We start from the raw sequence: 19,167 nt of genomic DNA on the forward strand, positions 1-19,167 counted from the left end.
CCTTACGACAGGTCGTCGGGCGGACCGTCCGCCGGTTGCGGGTCCGGGGTCAGCCACAGGACGCCGGACGGCGGCAGGTTCAGGACCAGCGACGCCGGGCGGCCGTGCCACGGGTCGGGGTCGGCTTCGACCGTGCCCAGGTTGCCCACGCCCGAACCCGCGTACACCGTCGAGTCCGTGTTCACGATCTCGCGCCACACGCCCGCGTTCGGCACGCCCACGCGGTACCCGTGGTGGGGGTTGCCGGCGAAGTTGGCCACGCACACGAGCCGCGAGCCGTCCTCGCCCAGGCGCAGGAAGCTCAGCACGTTGCCGCCCGAGTCGTTCGCGTCGATCCACTGGAACCCGTCCGGGCTGGAATCGGCGCTGTACAGCGCGGGCAGCGCGCGGTACGCGTGGTTCAGGTCGCGGACCAGCGACTGGACGCCCCGGTGGTAGTCGGACTCCAGCAGGTCCCAGTCCAGGGACCGCGCCTCCGACCACTCGCCGCGCTGGCCGAACTCGCCGCCCATGAACAGCAGCTGCTTGCCCGGGTGCGCCCACATGAACGCCAGCAGCGACCGCAGCCCCGCCGCCTTGTTCCAGTCGTCGCCGGGCATCCGCTGCCACAGCGAGCCCTTGCCGTGGACGACCTCGTCGTGCGACAGCGGCAGCACGAAGTGCTCGCTCCACGCGTACACCAGCGAGAACGTGATCTCGTTGTGGTGGTACGACCGGTGCACGGGCTCACGCGACAGGTAGTGCAGCGTGTCGTGCATCCAGCCCATGTTCCACTTGAACCCGAATCCCAGCCCGCCCAGGTGCGTCGGCCTGGTCACGCCCGGCCACGCGGTCGACTCCTCGGCCACCATCACCACGCCGGGGTGTCGCTTGTAGACGGTCGCGTTCAGCTCCTGGAGGAACCGGACCGCGTCGAGGTTCTCCCGGCCGCCGAACTGGTTGGGCGCCCACTGCCCCTCGTCCCGGGAGTAGTCGAGGTAGAGCATCGACGCGACCGCGTCCACGCGCAGCCCGTCGACGTGGAACTCCTCGATCCAGTACAGGGCGTTGGCGACGAGGAAGTTGCGCACCTCGTTGCGGCCGAAGTCGAACACCAGCGTGCCCCAGTCCGGGTGCTCGCCCCGGCGCGGGTCGCCGTGCTCGTACAGCGGCGTGCCGTCGAACCGCGCCAACGCCCACGAGTCGCGCGGGAAGTGCGCGGGCACCCAGTCGACCAGCACGCCCACGCCCCGGCGGTGCAGGGTGTCGACGAAGTACCGGAAGTCGTCGGGCGTGCCGAACCGCGACGTCGGCGCGTAGTACGACGTCACCTGGTACCCCCACGACCCGCCGAACGGGTGCTCGGCCACGGGCATCAGCTCGACGTGCGTGAACCCCTGCGCCACCACGTAGTCGGCCAGCTCGTCGGCCAGTTCGCGGTAGTCCAGGCCCTGCCGCCACGACCCCAGGTGCACCTCGTACACCGACATCGGCGCGTTCTCCCACCGGGTCGCGTCGCGGCGGGCCTCCCACTCGGCGTCGCCCCACACGTGCTCGGACCGGGTCACGATCGACGCGGTGTGCGGCGGCGTCTCGGTGGCGAACGCCAGCGGGTCGGCCTTCTCGTGCCACGTGCCGTCCTGGCCGAGCACGCGGAACTTGTAGCGGGTGCCGACCGGCGCGTCCGGGATGAACAGCTCCCACACGCCCGACGAGCCCAGCGAGCGCAGCGGGTTCGCCCGGCCGTCCCAGCCGTCGAAGTCGCCGGTCACCCGCACGCCCCGGGCGTTGGGCGCCCACACCGCGAACGACACGCCCGTCACCTCGCCGTCGGCCGTGTCGAACCGCCGCACGTGCGCGCCGAGCACGTCCCACAGCCGCTCGTGCCGACCCTCGCCGATCAGGTGCAGGTCGAGTTCGCCGATCGTGGGCAGCCACCGGTACGGGTCGTCGACCTCGACCGTGCGGGTGCCGTACTCGACCTCCAGGCGGTAGTCGCCGGGGTGCTCGGGCAGCGCGCCCGCGAAAAACCCGTCGGCGACGCGGTCCAGCGGGAACCTCTTGTCGCCCGCGACGACCGAGACGGCCGACGCACCCGGGCGCAGTGCCCGTGCGACGACGCTTTCCGCCCCGTGGTGCACGCCGAGCACGGAGTGCGGGTCGTGGTGCGAACCGGCCAGCAGCCGGTCGACGTCCTCGGGCGGGATGGCGTACACGTCAAGCTCCTTCCCCGGTGATCCGGGCGATCGAGGACAACGGCACGGTCAGCCACTCGGGCCGGTTCGCGTGCTCGTATGCCACCTCGTAGACGGCCTTGTCCAGTTCGAAGGCGCGCAGCAGCCGGCCGCGTTCGCGCGGGTCGCCGACCGACGACGACGCGGCCTCGGCGTAGCCCTCGGTGAACGCGGCCCGGTTGCGCCGCGCCCACTCCAGCGCGCGCACGGTCAACTGGTGGTCCTCGGCCGCGCCGACCAGCAGTTGGTGCGCCGCGTAGTCGAACGAGCGCAGCACGCCCGCGACGTCGCGCAACGGCGACCGCAGCGACCGGCGTTCGTCCACCGGCGTGCCGGGCTCGCCCTCGAAGTCGATCAACAACCAGCCCTGCACGGTCCGCAGCACCTGGCCCAGGTGCAGGTCGCCGTGGATGTGCTGGATCGAGATCGCGCCCGCGGTGTCCGCCGCGGCGTCGAACGCCGAGCGCAGCGCGGGCACGTACGGCAGCAGGTCGGGCACGTCCTCGACCACCGCGTCCAGCCGGTCCCGCATGGCCTGGACGGTCTGCCCGATGTCGTCGTCGGCCGCCGGTTCGCTGCCCAGCGCGCGCTCCAGGTCGGCGTGCACGCGCGCGACCGCGTGCCCGAGCCGTTGCGCCTCGCCCGCGAAGTCGCCGCCGACCTCGTCGGGGTGCAGGTCGCCCTCGGCCATCAGGTCGCGCACGCTGGTCGTGGCCATCGCCCACCCGTCCACGGCGTCGGGCAGGAACTGGGCCAGCATGCCGATCGTCGTCGGCCGGCCGTCGCCCAGCGTGCCCGTGATCGACCCGAGCGGGCGGGCGATGTGCTCGCAGCCGACGGCCGTGAGCGCGCGGTGCAGCACCAGGTCCGGGTTGTCGCCCGGGGTGAGCTTGCGGAACAGCTTGAGGATGTACTGGCTGCCGTACACCAGCGAGGTGTTCGACTGCTCGGACGTGATCGGCCGGCCGCGCAGCCCGCGGTGCAGCTCCGCGTCCGGCTCGGCCGCGAACGCCAGGTGGTCCACGCGGGCGCCGTCGGCGATCAGGTCGAGCAGCAGGCCCGCGGACTCGGCGTCGTGGGTGGCGTCGTGGTCGTCGGTCCGGTCGCCGACCAGGAGCTGGTAGGGCTCGCGCCGGTCGCCCTGCGCGACCTCCACGACCACGTGCACGAGCACCGGGTCGGCCGCGTTGAGCACCGTGGTCCGCAGTGGACGGACACCGGTCACCGGCCGGTCCTTGCCACCGAACCAGCGCTGCGCGGGCAACTGGTCGGGCAGTTCCGCGAGGACCTTGTCCACCAGTTCGTTCGGTCCGGTCATGACGCTCACCTCGGCTCGCCGTCGTCGCCCGCTGCCACGAGCTGGAACCAGTAGAAACCGTGACCGGGCAGCGTGAGCAGGTACGACAGTTCGCCGATCGCCGGGAACCGCACACCGCCGGTCAACTCGTAGGGCCGGCACTCGCGGTGCTCGGACAGGTCCAGTTCGACCGGCTGCGGGAAGCGCGACAGGTTGTTCACGCACAGCACGACGTCCTCGTGCCCGTCCGGTCGCCGCCACCGCCGCCGGTAGGCCAGCACGCTCGGGTTGGAGCCGCCCAGGTCGGTGAAGTCGCCCTCCGCGAACGCGTGGTGCTGCTTGCGCACCTCGATCATCCGGCGCGTCCACTGGAGCAGCGACGACTGGTTGTTGAGCTGCGCCTCCACGTTGAGCCCCTGGTAGCCGTACACCGGGTCCATGATCACCGGCAGGTAGATGCGGCCCGGGTCGCACGCGGAGAACCCGGCGTTGCGGTCCGGCGTCCACTGCATCGGGGTGCGCACCGCGTCCCGGTCGCCCAGCCAGATGTTGTCGCCCATGCCGATCTCGTCGCCGTAGTACAGGACGGGCGAACCGGGCAGCGACAGCAGCATCGCGGTGAACAGTTCCTGCTGGTTGCGGTCGTTCTCCAGCAGCGGCGCCAGTCGGCGGCGGATGCCGATGTTGGCTTTCATCCGCGGGTCCTTGGCGTACTCCGCGTACATGTAGTCGCGCTCTTCGTCGGTGACCATCTCCAGCGTCAACTCGTCGTGGTTGCGCAGGAAGATGCCCCACTGGGTGTCCGCCGGGATCTCCGGCGTCTGCGCCAGGATCTCCGAGATCGGGAATCGCGACTCGCGCCGCACGGCCATGAAGATGCGCGGCATCAGCGGGAAGTGGAACGCCATGTGGCACTCGTCGCCGCCCACCGCCGGGTCGCCGAAGTACTCCACCACGTCCGACGGCCACTGGTTGGCCTCGGCCAGCAGGATGCGGCCCGGGTACTCGTCGTCCACGACCTTGCGGCAGCGCTTGAGGAAGTCGTGCGTGCGCGGCAGGTTCTCGCAGTTCGTGCCCTCCTGCTCGAACAGGTACGGCACGGCGTCGAGCCGGAACCCGTCGATGCCCAGGTCCAGCCAGAACCGCAGCACGTCGAGCATCGCCTCCTGCACGTCGGCGCTCTCGTAGTTCAGGTCCGGCTGGTGGGAGAAGAACCGGTGCCAGTAGAACTGGCCGCGCACCGGGTCGTAGGTCCAGTTCGACGTCTCGGTGTCCACGAAGATGATCCGCGCGTCCGCGTAGCGCTGGTCGTCGTCGCTCCACACGTAGTAGTCGCCGTAGGGCCCGGTCGGGTCCTGCCGCGACGCCTGGAACCACGGGTGCGCGTCGGACGTGTGGTTGAGCACCAGGTCGGTGATCACCCGGATGCCCCGGCGGTGTGCCTCGTCCAACAGGTACACGAAGTCCTCGACCGTGCCGAACTCCGGCAGCACGGCCCGGAAGTCGGAGATGTCGTACCCGCCGTCGCGCAGCGGGGACGCGTAGAACGGCGGCAGCCACAGGCAGTCCACGCCGAGCCATTCCAGGTAGTCCAGCCGGGACGCCAGGCCGCGCAGGTCACCCGTGCCGTCGCCGTTGGAATCGCTGAAGGCGCGCACCAGCACCTCGTAGAACACCGCGCCCTTGAACCAGTCCTTGTCGGCCGGTGCCGACGTCGCCGAGCGGAAATCCTCGGCCTGCGGCTCCACGAGCAGTCCGTCCGCACCCACGGCTTCGCCGGTGTGCGGTACGCCTGCCAGTCCCAGTGCGGCATCGGGGCGTGGGTCCTCGTGCATGTGCTCCACCTTCGTCCCACCCGGTCGGGGGTGCGCTCGGCAGTCCCTCGCGCGTCGGCGCGGGGACTGGCTGGTGCGAAGTCTCGGTCAGCCGGCGAACCTGCGCTGGACGGCGACGACGTGCGCCGCGGACCGCCACGGTTCCAACCGGACGTAGTTGGCGGCGCCCCAGTCCCAGGTCTGGCCGGACACCTCGTCGTGCGCGATCAACCGATCGTGCCAGTCGACGCCGAGCACGGGCAGGTCCAGGTCGAGGATGCCCTCCTGGGCCTGCTGGGGATCGAGGTTGACCACCACCACGACCGTGTCGCCGGTGGCCGGGTCCCGCTTCGAGTACGCGATGAGCGCGTCGTTGCCGACGTGGTGGAACCGCAACGTCCGCATCTGCCGCAACGCGGGGTGCGCCCGCCGGATCCGGTTGAGCCGGCGCAGCCACGGCTCCAGTGACCGGTCCTGGGCCAGCGCGGCGGCGTAGTCACGCGGGCGCAACTGGTACTTCTCCGAGTTCAGGTATTCCTCGCTGCCCGGGCGCACGGCCTCGTGCTCGAACAGCTCGTAGCCCGAGTACACGCCCCAGGTCGGCGACAGCGTCGCGGCCAGCGCCGCGCGCAGGGCGAACATGCCCGGACCGCCGTGCTGCAACGACTCGTGCAGGATGTCCGGCGTGTTGACGAACAGGTTCGGGCGGGCCTCGTCCCAGTGCTCCACCAGTTCGGTGCCGAACCGCGTCAGCTCCTCCTTCGAGGTCCGCCACGTGAAGTAGGTGTAGCTCTGGGTGAAACCGAGCTTGGCCAGGCCGTAGAGCCGGGCCGGGCGGGTGAACGCCTCGGACAGGAACAGCACGTCGGGATGGGTCTTCTTGACCGTGTCGATCAGCCACGCCCAGAAGTCCGGCGGCTTGGTGTGCGGGTTGTCGACCCGGAAGATCCGCACCCCGTGCTCCACCCAGTGGAGTACGACGCGCAGCACCTCGTTATAGACGCCCTGCGGGTCGTTGTCGAAGTTGACCGGGTAGATGTCCTGGTACTTCTTGGGCGGGTTCTCCGCGTACGCGATCGTCCCGTCCGGACGCGTGGTGAAGAACTCCGGGTTCTTGAGCACCCACGGGTGGTCCGGCGCGGCCTGCAACGCCAGGTCCAGCGCCACCTCGATGCCCAACTCGTGCGCACGGGCGACGAAGGCGCGGAAATCCTCCAACGTACCCAGTTCCGGGTGGATCGCGTCGTGGCCGCCCTCGTCCGCGCCGATCGCCCACGGCGAGCCCGGGTCGTCCTCGGTGGCGACGAGCGAGTTGTTCGGACCCTTGCGGTTGACCCGGCCGATCGGGTGGATCGGCGGCAGGTAGGCGACGTCGAACTCCATCGCGGCGATGCGGTCGAGTTCCCGGGTCGCGGTGGCGAACGTGCCGTGCACCGGCACCCCGGCCTCGTCGAGGCCACCCGTCGAACGCGGGAAGAACTCGTACCAGGAGCCGAACGCGGCCCGCTCCCGGTCGACCCACAGCCGGAGCTGCCGGCCCTTCGTGACCAGCTCGCGCACCGGGTGCTCGTACATCACGCGACGGACCTCGGTGCCGAGCGCGGACGCCACCCGTTCGACCAGCGGCAGTTCCTCGTCGCGCAACGCCTGCGCGGCCCGGACCAGGGTCGGCTTCTCCCGGCGCCGGTCCGGGCGGCGGGCCACGCGGTCGAGCAGCAGCGCGCCGGTCTCCAGGTCGTTGGCCAGCTCGCCCTCGCCCTGACCGGCGGCGATCTTCACCTCGACGGTGTGCAGCCAGGTCGCCCACGGGTCCGACCAGGCGTCGACGCGGAACGTCCACGCGCCCTGGGCGTCCGGCACGATCGTGGCCGCCCAGCGGTCCAGGCCGATGCCCTCGGGGACCATGCGCGTCTGCCGGGCGACCCGGTCCCCCGGTCCTCGCCACGTGACGGTGGCCGCCACGGCGTCGTGGCCCTCCCGCCACACCGTGGCCCGCACCGGGACGTGTTCGCCCGCCACGGCCTTGGCCGGATACCGGCCACCGCTCACGGTGGGGCTCACGTCGTCGATCCCGAGTCGTCCGCTCATCGGCCGCGCCCTTCTCGCCGTCAGGTGACGTTCATGCGGTTGGATCACCGCGGTCGGGGTCCGCCTACCCTCGTGTTCCTACCCCGTCCCGTGGGAAAGCACACCCGATGCCGGTGCGAATTTGCGTGCGGGGGCGTGCATTCGACGTGGCGTCACACAGACGGGCGAGTGAACAGAGTCGATCGGCCTCTGTGGACGGTCGGCGCCGGCCGGCGTCCGCGTCACCCTGCCGGACGAAAAACGACTACGCCTAGTGGATCATGGTTGTGCATCCGATCGGGCTAACGGGTAACGCGCCGGCCCGGCTGCGGCGAAAGTCATCCAGGGAGCGGTCTTGCCTGTTCGGGCTGGATCGGTCCCTGCATCGGTTCGGCTCAGCGGTGTCCGACACCGCTGGATGGGGGATAAGGTCCGACGCCATGCGAGCACTTCGCCGGTTCACCGTCCGAGCCAGTCTGCCCGAGCCGCTCCAGGCGCTGGGCACCCTCGCCACGAACCTGCGCTGGACGTGGCACCCGCCCACACAGGACCTGTTCGCCTCCGTCGACCCGGAGATCTGGGCGCGCTCCGCCGACCCGCTGCGCCTGCTGTCCGACGTCGCGCCCGAGCGGCTGGAAGCCCTCGCCGCCGACGGACGGTTCCTCGCCGACCTGCGCGCGATCGCCACCGACCTGGACGAGTACACCACCGGCCCGCGCTGGTTCCAGCACCGCGGCGCCGACGAGCGGCTGCCCGCGGCCATCGGCTACTTCTCGATGGAGTTCGGCGTCACCGAGGCGCTGCCCAACTACTCCGGCGGGCTGGGCGTGCTCGCCGGCGACCACCTCAAGGCGGCGTCCGACCTGGGCGTACCGCTGATCGCCGTCGGCCTGCTCTACCGGTCCGGCTACTTCCGGCAGGCGCTGTCGCTGGACGGCTGGCAGGTCGAGCACTACCCGGTGCTCGACCCGCGCGGACTGCCGCTGGAACTGCTCACCGACGACGCCGGGGGGCCGCTGCTGGTCGACGTGGCCATGCCCGGCGAGCGCGTCCTGCGGGCCAAGGTGTGGAAGGCGCGGGTCGGCCGCATCCCGTTGCTGCTGCTCGACTCCGACGTCGAGGAGAACGACGAGGACCTGCGCGGCGTCACCGACCGGCTCTACGGCGGCGACCAGGACCACCGCATCCGGCAGGAGATCCTGGCCGGCATCGGCGGCGTGCGGGCGGTGCGCGCGTACTGCGACCTCACCGGCCACCCCGCGCCCGAGGTGTTCCACACCAACGAGGGGCACGCGGGCTTCCTGGGCCTGGAACGCGTCCGCGAGCTGGTCACCGGCGAGGGACTGGATTTCGACCAGGCGCTCGCCGCCGTGCGCGCCGGGACCGTGTTCACCACCCACACGCCCGTGCCCGCGGGCATCGACCGGTTCCCGGTCGACCTGGTCCAGCACTACTTCGGCGACGGCACGCTGCTGCCGGGCGTGAACACGCAGCGGGTCTTGGCGTTGGGCGCCGAGGAGAACCCCGGGCTGTTCAACATGGCGCACATGGGGTTGCGGCTCGCGCAGCGGGCCAACGGCGTGTCGCGGCTGCACGGCGAGGTCAGCCGGGACATGTTCCGCGGGCTGTGGCCGGGGTTCGACGTGACCGAGGTGCCGATCCGGTCGGTGACCAACGGCGTGCACGGGCCCACCTGGGCGGCGACCGAGATGAGCGCGTTGCCGGCGGACCTGGGCGAGGTGACCGACGCCCGGCTGTGGGAGCTGCGCAGCACGTTGCGCGGACGGCTCGTGGACGAGGTGCGCAAGCGGACCCGGGCGTCCTGGTTGCAGCGCGGGGCCTCCGCGTTGGAGCTGGGCTGGACGTCGTCGGTGTTCGACCCGTCGGTGCTGACCGTGGGGTTCGCGCGGCGCGTGCCCACCTACAAGCGGTTGACCCTGATGCTGCGCGACGTCGAGCGGCTGCGGGCGTTGCTGCTGCACCCGGAGCGGCCCGTGCAGCTCGTCGTCGCCGGCAAGTCCCACCCGGCCGACGACGGCGGCAAGGCGCTGATCCAGCAGATCGTCCGGTTCGCCGACGACGCGGGCGTGCGGCACCGGATCGTGTTCCTGCCCGACTACGACATGTCGATGGCGCGGTACCTGTACTGGGGGTGCGACGTCTGGCTGAACAACCCGATGCGGCCGTTGGAGGCGTGCGGCACGTCCGGGATGAAGTCGGCGTTGAACGGCGGGCTGAACCTGTCCATCCGCGACGGGTGGTGGGACGAGCTGTACGACGGCAGCAACGGGTGGGCCATCCCGACCGCGGACGGCATCACCGACCCGACCCGGCGGGACGACCTGGAGGCGGCGGCCCTGTACGACCTGCTGGGCAACCAGGTGGCGCCGCTGTTCTACGACCGGGACGCGGACGGGGTGCCCACGCGGTGGTTGTCGATGGTGCGGCACACGCTGTCCACGCTGGGGCCGGCCGTCCAGGCTTCGCGGATGGTGGTCGAGTACGTGGAGACCTTGTACGCGCCCGCGGCTTCCTCGGCGTCCTCGGTGGTGGGGGAGGGGTTCCGGGGGGCCAAGGAGTTGGCGGCCTACCGGCAGCGGTTGCGGTCGGCGTGGACGCGGGTCCGGGTGTTGGACTCCGAGTTGTCCGTGGACGGGTCGGCTGTGCCTTTGCTGGGCACGTCGGTCGACGTGCGGGCGCACGTGGAGCTGGCCGGGCTCGAACCGTCCGAAGTGGACGTGCAGGTGGTGTTGGGCAAGGTCGGGGATTCGGACGAGCTGTACGACGTGGTCACCCATCCGATGTCCTACGGCGCCGACGGCTCCTACCGGGCGTCGGTATCCCTGCCACATGCCGGCGCCGTGGGCTACACCGTGCGTGTACTTCCCCGGCATGACCTGTTGGCCACCTCCGCCGAACTGGGCCGCGTGGTCCTGGCCGGCTGATCTCCTTCTCGGACCGGACCGGACCGGACCGCCGGTCCGGTCCGGTCCGGTCCGGTCCGCGAGTCCTCCACCCGGACACCCCGAAACACGCACTCAGGCACCTCCTTTCGGGTGACCCCACCCCTCAATCGCGCGAGTTGTACATTCAGACACCGCGAGTTGTGCGTTCGGACACCGCGAGTTGTGCGTTGGGGCGCCGAAAGGTGGGCGTCGTGCGTTCGGGGCTTGGGTCCCCGGGTGGTGGCTTGGTCCGGGGTCGGGTGCCGGTATGTGGTGGGTTTCGTTGCCCTGGGGCCCTTGACGACCCGTGCGGCCGCGCCCAGGCCATACGGGGAGGGGCACTCAGGGGGATCGACCCCCGGCTGCTGCCAGTGTGTCCGTGGGATTGGTCAGGGTGGGTTGTGTGTTGCTTTGACCCTTGTTCTTAGGTGATGTGCAGGCGGGCGCTGGTTTCCGCTACGCGGGGTGCCCACGGGGCCAGGGTTTCCGCTTCTGTCAGTGTTTCGCGGGCTGCCGCGTTGTTTCCCGCGGCCATGTGTGCGCGGGCTATCGTGGCCAGGGCGTCCGCTCTGCCCAGGGAGCTTTGGCTTGTGTGTTTTGCCTGTACGCCCAGGTCCAGGGCTTTTGCGTGGTCGCCGGTCAGCAGTGCCAGTTGGGCCAGTGTTCCGCACGCCCGGTAGCGGGGGTAGCCGAGTTCGATCGCGCCTTCGATCGCTCGGTGGGCGGCACCCATTCCGATTTCGGCGGGCAATTGGCCTGCCTCCATGGCGTTGGCGGTCGAGCTTGCCATTTCCGCCATCACGAAAGCCATGTCGCGCGGTGTGAGGTCGGTTCGGCCTACGAGGCTGCTGACCAGGTGCAAAGCTTCCGCGTAACGGCCTCGCATGGTGAGTACGCTGATCCGTGAGCCGATCGCCACCAGGAGTGTCGGGTGTTCTGCCAGTAGTTCTCCGGCCAGTTTCTCCGCCTCGTCGAGGTGGCCTTCGTGTACCGCGTCGGAGATCCGGGTGACCAACGGGGTGGCGTCCAGTTCCGCTGCCGGGCGGCCGGTCAGGCGGGGGAGTGCGAACAGGAACCAGCCCGGTGACGTGACGCCCGCGCCTCGGCGCGGTACCAGGGCGTTGACCAGTACTGCTGTACCGCCGATCGCGACGCCTCTCGGGAACGGCTCGGTCAGCGCGAACCAGGGGACGGCGACCGCTGCCGCTGTGATCAGCACGGACAGCAGCGAGCACAGCCACAGCCTCGGGCGCACCGGTGTGCGGATCGACGTCACGCCCACCGAGACCAGCAGCGGCACGGTGCGCAGGACGACCCGTCGTTCCGGTCGCGTCCAGGTGCGGACCTCGCTCCCGACGCCGATCACGACCAGGGACACCCGGACCCGGAACAGCAGTGCGCCGATCAGCAGCGTCAGTTGCAGCAGGGCGAGCGTTGCCCATACGCCACAGGCCGCGCCGCCGAGCGACGACAGCGCCGCACGCGGCTCCCAGATCACCAGAACCGCTATGACGGCCGCCGTGAGCACCTTCCACACAAACCTGGAGACGCTACCGGTCGGGTGGTGGTTCCCTCACGTGATCGCGGGGGTCGCACCTTCTCTGACCGGTAGGCCGGCCGCCGCGTACGCGCGGAAGCCGCCGACCAGGTCGGTGGCGTTGGGCAGTCCCACGCGTCGCAGGTCACGGGCCGCCAGTGAGGACGCGTAGCCCTCGTTGCACAGGACGACCACGGTGCTGTCGGCGGTGAACCCGGGAATGCGGTGGTCGCCGTGCGGGTCCAGCCGCCACTCCAGCACGATCCGCTCCACCGGCACCGAACCGGGGATCTCGCCCTCGGCGAGTCGGTTGTGGACGGGACGGATGTCGACCACGAAGGCGTCGGTCAACCCCACGAGTTCTTCCGGGGTGACGCGGCGCAGCTCGCGCCTGGCCTCGTCGAGGAAACTCTCGGCGCTCACGGCCCCTCCTGGTCGGCTCGTTCGCGCAGCACGTCCAGCGGCAGGCGTTGCGCGGGCAGCGGTGGGATGTCGCCGGGGATGTCCCACAGCGACTCGTACTCACGGGTGGGCACCAGCGGCGGCGAGTAGGCGTGTACGGAAGACGCGCCGATCGTGCCCTTGTTGGTCACGACGTGCGCCCGCCCGGAGCCGAACCCGAGTGCCGCGCCCACCGGACGTCCGGCGGTGCGGATCGGGCCGCCGGGGTAGCGGTAGTCCTCGGTCAGCTCGCCGGTGAGGACGGTGAACGAGCCGGCCGCCCCGCCGTGGTCGTGGGGTTCGGTGCCCTGGCCGGGCAGCCACGAGAGCAGCCACAGTTCGACGCCCTCGGTCAGGCCCAGGCGCAGCCACCACCGGTGGTCGCTGTCGAATCGGAGGACGTCGAGCAACGGCGTGGTGAGTTCACTGGCGACGGTGGACGTGAGGTCGCGCAGTTCGCGCGGGGTCCACAGGTCGCGTTCGGGGTGGATGATGTCGCGCAGCAGCGGCAGGTCGAGTTTCGGGTGCAGATCGGCGCGCGGGACGACGGTGGTCACGGTTCGCTCCTGTGGGCTGGCGTGGAATGCGGCACACGAGGACGCGACGTGGTCTACAACGCGCTAGCGGAGTCCACGTCGCGTGCCGCTACACCGGCCGGACGCGACCAGTACCAGGTCGATCGTCCGGTCGCGCCAGGTGAGGAGCGATGCGGTCACGAGCGCGATGCTGCCACGCCCGACGCGTTCCGCACACCCGCTCCCAGCCCGCAGGATTGGTTCGCACACCGATATACAGGGGTGCCGTAATGGCATTGTGCGAGGTCCGGCGTTCGCCGGTGCCGGAACGTATAACTCGCGGTGTCCGAACGTATAACTCGCGATGTGGGTCAGGCCGGGACGCGGAGGAGGAGTAGGGCGCGGGACGGGAGGGTGAAGGTGGCGCCCGACGGGAGCGGGGTCGGCGACGGCGGGGTGCCGTCGTGGGTCGTGGTGTCCAGGACCGGCTCGTAGGTGGTGCCGTACTCGGCCGGGGGCAGGGTGGTGGGGATGCCGTCCGGCGAGGCGTTGAGCAGCAGCAGCCACGAGTCGTCGGAGACGACGCCGCCCTCGCGGTCGTGCGACAACGCCGTCGAGCCGTCGATCCACATGCCCAGGAAACGCCGGTGTTCGTCGAACCAGTCGGTCTCGGCCATTTCCTCGCCGTCGTGGCGGAACCAGACCAGGTCGGGTTTTCCGCTCGGCGTGGTCCGGCCGTCGAAGAATTCCGGTTGGCGCAAAGCCGGTGATTCGGCGCGGAGTGCGATCACGCGGCGGGCGAATGCCAGCATCGATTCGGCGGTCGGGTCCGGTTTCCAGGACACCCACGACGTTTCGTCGTCCAGGCAATAGGCGTTGTTGTTGCCCGACTGGGTGCGCCACTGCTCGTCGCCGGCGGTGATCATGGGGGTGCCGGTGGACAGCAGCAGCGTGGCGAACAGGTTGCGGGCCTGGCGGGCGCGCAGTTCCAGCACGTCGGGGTCGGTCGTCTCGCCTTCCACACCGCAGTTCCACGAGCGGTTGTCGTCGGTGCCGTCGCGGTTGTCCTCGCCGTTGGCCTCGTTGTGCTTGTGGTCGTACGAGACCAGGTCGCGCAACGTGAAGCCGTCGTGCGCGGTCACGAAGTTCACCGACTGCCACGGCCGCCGCAGGTCGTCGGCGTAGAGATCCGACGACCCGGACAACCGGTACGCCAGGTCGCGCACGCCGGTGTGCCCGCGCCAGAAGTCGCGCACGGTGTCGCGGTAGCGGCCGTTCCACTCCGCCCACTGCACGCCGAAGTCGCCCACGCGGTAGCCCTCGCCGGTGGCGTCCCACGGCTCGGCGATGAGCTTGCACCGGGACAGCAGGGGATCGGTGGTGATCGCGGTCAGCAGTGCCGAGTCGCGGTCGAAGCCGCCGCCGCCGGGCCGGCCCAGGGTCGAGGCCAGGTCGAACCGGAACCCGTCCACGCCCAGCTCGCCCGCCCAGTACCGCAGCGAGTCGGTCACCAGGCGGATGACCGACGGCGTGCCGGACTCCACCGTGTTGCCGCAACCGGTGATGTCGAACGTCCCGCCGCCCACCACGTGCATGTAGTAGCCGGGCGCGTCGAACCCCCGCAGCGACAGCGTCGGACCGTCCGGCCCGCCCTCGCACGTGTGGTTGAACACGACGTCGAGCAGCACCTCGATGCCCACCGCGTGCAGGGCCGCCACCATCGTGCGGAACTCCTCGACCTCGCGGCCGGGTTCGGACGCGTACGCGGGGTGCGGCGCGAAGTACGACAGCGGCGAGTAGCCCCAGTAGTTCTCCCGCCCGTTCTTGATCAACGCGGGCTCGGTCTGGAACGCGTGCACGGGCAGCAGCTCGACCGTGGTCACGCCCAGTCTCACCAGGTGTTCCACCACGGCCGGGTGAGCCAGTCCCAGGTAGGTGCCGCGCTGGTGCGCGGGCACGTCCGGGTGCAGCCGGGTGAAGCCGCGCACGTGCAACTCGTAGACCACGACCTCCTCGTACGGCACGTCCGGCTTCACGCCCGTGTCCGGCCCGCCCGGCGCGGTGACCACGGCCAGCGGCACCGACCCCAGCGAGTCGACGGCCGACGGCGGCCCGTGCATGGGGTCGTCGACGTACCCCAGGGCGTCGTCCAACGACGTCAGCGATCCGCTCACGCGGCGTGCGTACGGGTCGAGCAGCACCTTGGCCGGGTTGGACCGCAGACCCCGGCTCGGGTCGTACGGACCGTGCACGCGGTAGCCGTAGCGCCGGCCGGGCGTCACGCCGGGGATCAGGCCGTGCCACACGCCGAACGTGCGCTCGATCAGCTCCACGCGCTCCTCGCCGCCGTCGTCGTCGAGCAGGCAGACCTCGACGGCTTCGGCGGGCGGTGCGCACACCGCGAACCTGACCCCGCCCGCCTCCGGGTGCGCACCCAGTGGGAACGGTCGGCCGGCCAGTGGGAGCGTGTCGGCTGCCATGCCCCGATCTTCCCAGCACTCGGCGTCATCGTGGGCATGAGCGGGGCAACCCCCACGTCGCGGACGGCCGGGCGACGGGAAGAATGGGCGACGACAAGCTTCGACGGGGCGAGGACAGGCGTGGAAAACGAAGATCTGGTCATCCACATGCAGGGTGTGTCGGTTCGACGGGGCAGGACCACGCTGGTCGGGGACGTCGACTGGAGCGTGGAGCTGGACGAGCGGTGGGTGATCCTGGGACCCAACGGCGCCGGCAAGACCACGCTGCTGCGGCTGGCGGGTGCCGAACTGCATCCCACCAAGGGCCGGTTGCACCTGCTCAACGAGCGCGTCGGCCGTACCGACCTGATGGAGTTGCGCCCGCGCATCGGCTTCTCGTCCGCGGCGCTGGCCAACCGGGTGCCGGCCGAGGAGAAGGTGTCGGACCTGGTCGTCAGCGCCGGGTACGCGGTGCTGGGCCGCTGGCGCGAGGAGTACGACAAGCTCGACACCGGACGGGCGGTCGAGCTGCTCGACGCGTTGGGCATCGCCCACCTCGCCGACCGCACGTACGGCACGTTGTCCGAGGGCGAGCGCAAGCGCACCCTGATCGCCCGCGCGCTCATGACCGACCCCGAGCTGCTGCTGCTCGACGAGCCGGCCGCCGGTCTGGACCTGGGCGGACGCGAGGACCTCGTCGCCCGGCTCTCGGACCTGGCGCTCGACCCGGACGCGCCCGCGCTGGTGCTGGTCACGCACCACGTCGAGGAGATCCCGCCGGGCTTCACGCACGCGTTGCTGCTCCGCGAGGGCGGTGTCGTCGCGCAGGGCCTGCTCGACGACGTGCTCACCGAGGAGAACCTGTCGAAGACCTTCGACCAGCCCCTGGAACTCCAGCGGTCGGGCGACCGCTGGTTCGCCCGCAGGAAGGCCGCGCCTACCGGCAGGTAACCTGCGTCACCGAGTCGAGGAGGACCCCTGTGGCCGAGTTCGTGAGGCTGGACGTCGAGGACGGCATCGGCACCATCCGGCTGGAGCGCCCGCCGATGAACGCCCTCAACCGGCAGCTCCAGGAGGAGATCCGGGCCGCCGCGCTGGAGGCCGCCGCACGGGCCGACGTGTGGTCGGTGATCGTCTACGGCGGTCCGAAGGTGTTCGCGGCCGGCGCCGACATCAAGGAGATGGCCGACCTCACCTACGCGGAGATGGCCGAACGGGCGGGCGCGTTCTCGTCGGCGTTGCGCGCCGTGGCGGAGATCCCGAAGCCGACCGTCGCCGCGATCACCGGGTACGCGCTGGGCGGCGGCTTCGAGCTGGCCCTGTGCGCCGACCGGCGGATCGCGGGCGACAACGCCAAGGTCGGCCAGCCGGAGATCCTGCTCGGCGTGATCCCCGGCATGGGCGGCACGCAGCGCCTGCCGCGCCTGATCGGCGTGTCCCGGGCGAAGGACCTGATCTACACCGGCCGGTTCGTCGGCGCCGAGGAGGCGCTGCGGATCGGCATGGTCGACGAGGTCGTCGCGCCCGACGAGGTGTACGCGGCGGCCAAGCGGTGGGCCGGGCAGTTCGTCGACGGTCCGGTGCGCGCCTACGCCGCGGCCAAGGCCGCGATCGACGGCGGCCTCGACACGGACCTGGGCAACGGCCTCAAGCTGGAGAGCCAGCTCTTCGCCGCCATGTTCGCCACCGAGGACCAGAAGGCCGGCATGGCGTCGTTCATCGAGAACGGTCCGGGCAAGGCGAAGTTCAGTGGCCGCTGACCCCCGGCCGCACCCGCACGCCACGGCCGAGGAGGTCGAGGCGGCCTACGCCGACCCCAAGCTCGCGAACGTGCTCTACCACGACTGGGAAGCCGACACGTACGACGAGAAGTGGTCGATCTCGTACGACGAGCGCTGCATCACCTACGCCACCGACCGGTTCCGGGCGGCGGCGGGCGACGCCGGTCCGTACGGGCACGCGTTGGAGCTGGGCTGCGGGACCGGGTTCTTCCTGCTCAACCTCATGCAGGGCGGCGTGGTCGACCGGGGTTCGGTCACCGACCTCTCGCCGGGCATGGTCGAGGTGGCGACGCGCAACGCGGCGTCGCTGGGCCTGCCCGTGGACGGCCGGGTCGCCGACGCCGAGCGCATCCCGTACGACGACGACACGTTCGACCTGGTCGTGGGGCACGCCGTGCTGCACCACATCCCGGACGTGCCCGCCGCGCTGCGCGAGGTGCTGCGGGTGCTCAAGCCGGGCGGCCGGTTCGTGTTCGCGGGCGACCCGACGAACATCGGGAACTTCTACGCGCGCCGGCTCGGGCGCCTGACGTGGTGGCTGACCACGAACGTCACCAAGCTCGGGCCGTTGTCGTCGTGGCGGCGTCCGCAGGCCGAGTTGGACGAGTCGTCGCGTGCGGCGGCGTTGGAGGCCGTGGTCGACCTGCACACGTTCGACCCGGGCGAGTTGGAGCGGTACGCGCGGCGTGCCGGCGCGGTGGACGTGCGCGCGGTGACCGACGAGCTGTCGGCCGCGTTGTTCGGGTGGCCGGTGCGCACGTTCGAGGCCGCCGTGCCGCGCGACAAGCTGGGCTTCGGCTGGGCGATGTTCGCGTACCGGACCTGGCAGCGGCTGTCCTGGGTGGACGAGCACGTGCTGTCCCGGGTGCTGCCGAAGGAGATCTTCTACAACGTGTCCGTCACGGGCCGCAAGCCGGTCTAGGTGGGGTACGCGTTCAGCCTCGACGACGTGGCGTACCTGCGGTCCGACGCCGGGTGCGCCGCGTTGTCGGCGGTCGCCGACCTGCCGTTGACGCCGGAGTCGCGGCTCGCGGACGTGGCCGCGGCCCGGCGGGTGGCGCCGGAGAAGTTCGCGGCCGTGCTGGAGACCGCGTTGCTGCGTCGGCGCGCGGTCGGGCGCGTCGACCTGGTCGACGGGCTGTACACGGCAGACGCGCTCCAGCAGGCGACGGCGTCCGCGGTGGCCCGGCACCGGGCGTCGAGGTTCGCCGGACGGGTCGTGCACGACGTCACGTGCTCGGTCGGCGCCGACCTCTCCGCGCTGCCGGTCGGGTCGATCGGCTCCGACCTGGACCCGGTGCGGTTGGCGATGGCGGCGCACAACAACCCCGGCCGGGTGTTGCTGCGGGCGGACGCGTTGCGGCCGGTCAGCCGGGGCACGGCCGTGCTCGCCGATCCGGCCCGACGGGATTCGGGCGGGCGGCGGACGTGGCGACCGGCGGACTTCCTGCCCCCGCTGGACGAGTTGGCCGCCGCCTACCGGGACCGGGACCTGGCCGTGAAGTGCGCGCCGGGCGTGGACTTCGCCGTGGCGCCGTGGGCGGACGAGGTGGAACTCGTGTCGTTGGACGGATCGGTGCGCGAGGCGTGCCTGTGGACGCGGGGGTTGGCGACGCCGGGCGTGACGCGGCGGGCGACCGTGCTGCGGTCGGAAGGTCCACAGTGGACCGTTACGGACGCGGACCCCGACGACTGCCCGGTGACCGACCCCGACGAGTGGCTGATCGACCCCGACGGCGCGGTGGTGCGGGCGGGTCTCGTCCGGCACTACGCGGCCCGGTTCGGGTTGGCGCAGGTGGACGAGCGCATCGCCTACCTGACGGGTCCGACGCCGCCGCCGGGGATCCGGGCGTTCCGCGTGGTCGAGCACGGCCACTACACGGAGAAGGCGTTGCGCGCGGTGCTCAAGGCACACGACGTCGGCCGCCTGGAGATCCTGGTGCGCGGTCTCGACATCGACCCGAACACCCTGCGTCGCCGCCTCAAGCCCACCGGCACGGCCGAGTACTCCGTCGTCCTGACCCGGATCGGCCGCCGCCCCACCTACCTCCTGGCCCACGCCACCCGCACCTGACCCCGCGAGTTATACGTTCAGACA

The 19,167-nt window shown here is 71.1% G+C and carries 13 protein-coding genes; 5 read left to right on the plus strand and 8 right to left on the minus strand.

The features are described 5' to 3' along the window. Positions 1–2 precede the first annotated feature (2 nt). The 4 genes from glgB to F4559_RS05060 all read right to left on the minus strand — a co-directional run bounded on the left by glgB (position 3) and on the right by F4559_RS05060 (position 7,412). The gene (gene glgB / locus F4559_RS05045) at positions 3–2,195 is read right to left on the minus strand and encodes a 1,4-alpha-glucan branching protein GlgB (protein ID WP_184666409.1); all 2,193 of its coding nucleotides are present in this window, start codon (positions 2,193–2,195) and stop codon (positions 3–5) included. 1 nt (position 2,196) lies between these two features. Beyond that, positions 2,197–3,531, minus strand: a complete 1,335-nt coding sequence (locus F4559_RS05050) for a maltokinase N-terminal cap-like domain-containing protein (protein ID WP_184666410.1) — start codon at positions 3,529–3,531, stop codon at positions 2,197–2,199. A gap of 5 nt (positions 3,532–3,536) precedes the next feature. Then, on the minus strand, positions 3,537–5,345 hold the full coding sequence (gene treS, locus F4559_RS05055) for a maltose alpha-D-glucosyltransferase (RefSeq protein WP_184666411.1): 1,809 nt from the start codon (positions 5,343–5,345) through the stop codon (positions 3,537–3,539). 87 nt (positions 5,346–5,432) lie between these two features. Then, entirely contained in the window at positions 5,433–7,412 is a 1,980-nt protein-coding gene (locus F4559_RS05060; protein WP_184666412.1) for an alpha-1,4-glucan--maltose-1-phosphate maltosyltransferase, read from the minus strand. A gap of 419 nt (positions 7,413–7,831) precedes the next feature. Between F4559_RS05060 and glgP the strand changes: the two genes are divergently transcribed. After that, the gene (gene glgP / locus F4559_RS05065; protein WP_184666413.1) at positions 7,832–10,336 is read left to right on the plus strand and encodes an alpha-glucan family phosphorylase; all 2,505 of its coding nucleotides are present in this window, start codon (positions 7,832–7,834) and stop codon (positions 10,334–10,336) included. A gap of 424 nt (positions 10,337–10,760) precedes the next feature. Here the strand turns inward: glgP and F4559_RS05070 are convergent, their stop codons facing one another. The 4 genes from F4559_RS05070 to glgX form a co-directional block, all read right to left on the minus strand. Next, complete coding sequence (locus F4559_RS05070) at positions 10,761–11,873, minus strand: tetratricopeptide repeat protein (RefSeq protein WP_184666414.1); 1,113 nt, start codon at positions 11,871–11,873, stop codon at positions 10,761–10,763. Between the two features lie 36 nt (positions 11,874–11,909). Continuing rightward, positions 11,910–12,296: a rhodanese-like domain-containing protein gene (locus tag F4559_RS05075; protein ID WP_184666415.1), complete on the minus strand. Its 387-nt coding sequence runs from the start codon at positions 12,294–12,296 to the stop codon at positions 11,910–11,912. Then, positions 12,293–12,871, minus strand: a complete 579-nt coding sequence (locus F4559_RS05080; RefSeq protein WP_184666416.1) for a cysteine dioxygenase — start codon at positions 12,869–12,871, stop codon at positions 12,293–12,295. The genes F4559_RS05075 and F4559_RS05080 overlap by 4 nt, the downstream gene beginning before the upstream one ends. A gap of 329 nt (positions 12,872–13,200) precedes the next feature. Further along, positions 13,201–15,309, minus strand: a complete 2,109-nt coding sequence (gene glgX / locus F4559_RS05085) for a glycogen debranching protein GlgX (protein WP_184666417.1) — start codon at positions 15,307–15,309, stop codon at positions 13,201–13,203. Positions 15,310–15,456: 147 nt separating this feature from the next. Here glgX and F4559_RS05090 point away from each other — a divergent pair, with 147 nt between their 5' ends. From F4559_RS05090 to F4559_RS05105, 4 genes are read left to right on the plus strand one after another with little or no spacing between them, the layout of a single operon-like run. Further along, complete coding sequence (locus F4559_RS05090; protein ID WP_246445535.1) at positions 15,457–16,239, plus strand: ABC transporter ATP-binding protein; 783 nt, start codon at positions 15,457–15,459, stop codon at positions 16,237–16,239. 29 nt (positions 16,240–16,268) lie between these two features. Then, the gene (locus tag F4559_RS05095) at positions 16,269–17,048 is read left to right on the plus strand and encodes an enoyl-CoA hydratase/isomerase family protein (RefSeq protein ID WP_184666419.1); all 780 of its coding nucleotides are present in this window, start codon (positions 16,269–16,271) and stop codon (positions 17,046–17,048) included. Continuing rightward, on the plus strand, positions 17,038–17,991 hold the full coding sequence (locus tag F4559_RS05100) for a class I SAM-dependent methyltransferase (RefSeq protein WP_184666420.1): 954 nt from the start codon (positions 17,038–17,040) through the stop codon (positions 17,989–17,991). Before F4559_RS05095 ends, F4559_RS05100 begins: the two co-directional genes overlap by 11 nt. Further along, positions 17,992–19,143, plus strand: a complete 1,152-nt coding sequence (locus F4559_RS05105) for a THUMP-like domain-containing protein (RefSeq protein ID WP_184666421.1) — start codon at positions 17,992–17,994, stop codon at positions 19,141–19,143. It begins immediately after the preceding gene. Positions 19,144–19,167 lie beyond the last annotated feature (24 nt).

The organism is Saccharothrix violaceirubra (assembly GCF_014203755.1).
Classification (GTDB): Bacteria; Actinomycetota; Actinomycetes; order Mycobacteriales; family Pseudonocardiaceae; genus Actinosynnema; species Actinosynnema violaceirubrum.

What these genes read in the sequence shown, in the direction of transcription:
- F4559_RS05050 (WP_184666410.1), bottom strand. Translation starts at nt 3,531, where the DNA reads ATGACCGGACCGAACGAACTGGTGGACAAGGTCCTCGCGGAACTGCCC.
- treS (WP_184666411.1), bottom strand. Translation starts at nt 5,345, where the DNA reads ATGCACGAGGACCCACGCCCCGATGCCGCACTGGGACTGGCAGGCGTA.
- F4559_RS05060 (WP_184666412.1), bottom strand. Translation starts at nt 7,412, where the DNA reads ATGAGCGGACGACTCGGGATCGACGACGTGAGCCCCACCGTGAGCGGT.
- glgP (WP_184666413.1), top strand. Translation starts at nt 7,832, where the DNA reads ATGCGAGCACTTCGCCGGTTCACCGTCCGAGCCAGTCTGCCCGAGCCG.
- glgX (WP_184666417.1), bottom strand. Translation starts at nt 15,309, where the DNA reads ATGGCAGCCGACACGCTCCCACTGGCCGGCCGACCGTTCCCACTGGGT.
- F4559_RS05090 (WP_246445535.1), top strand. Translation starts at nt 15,457, where the DNA reads ATGCAGGGTGTGTCGGTTCGACGGGGCAGGACCACGCTGGTCGGGGAC.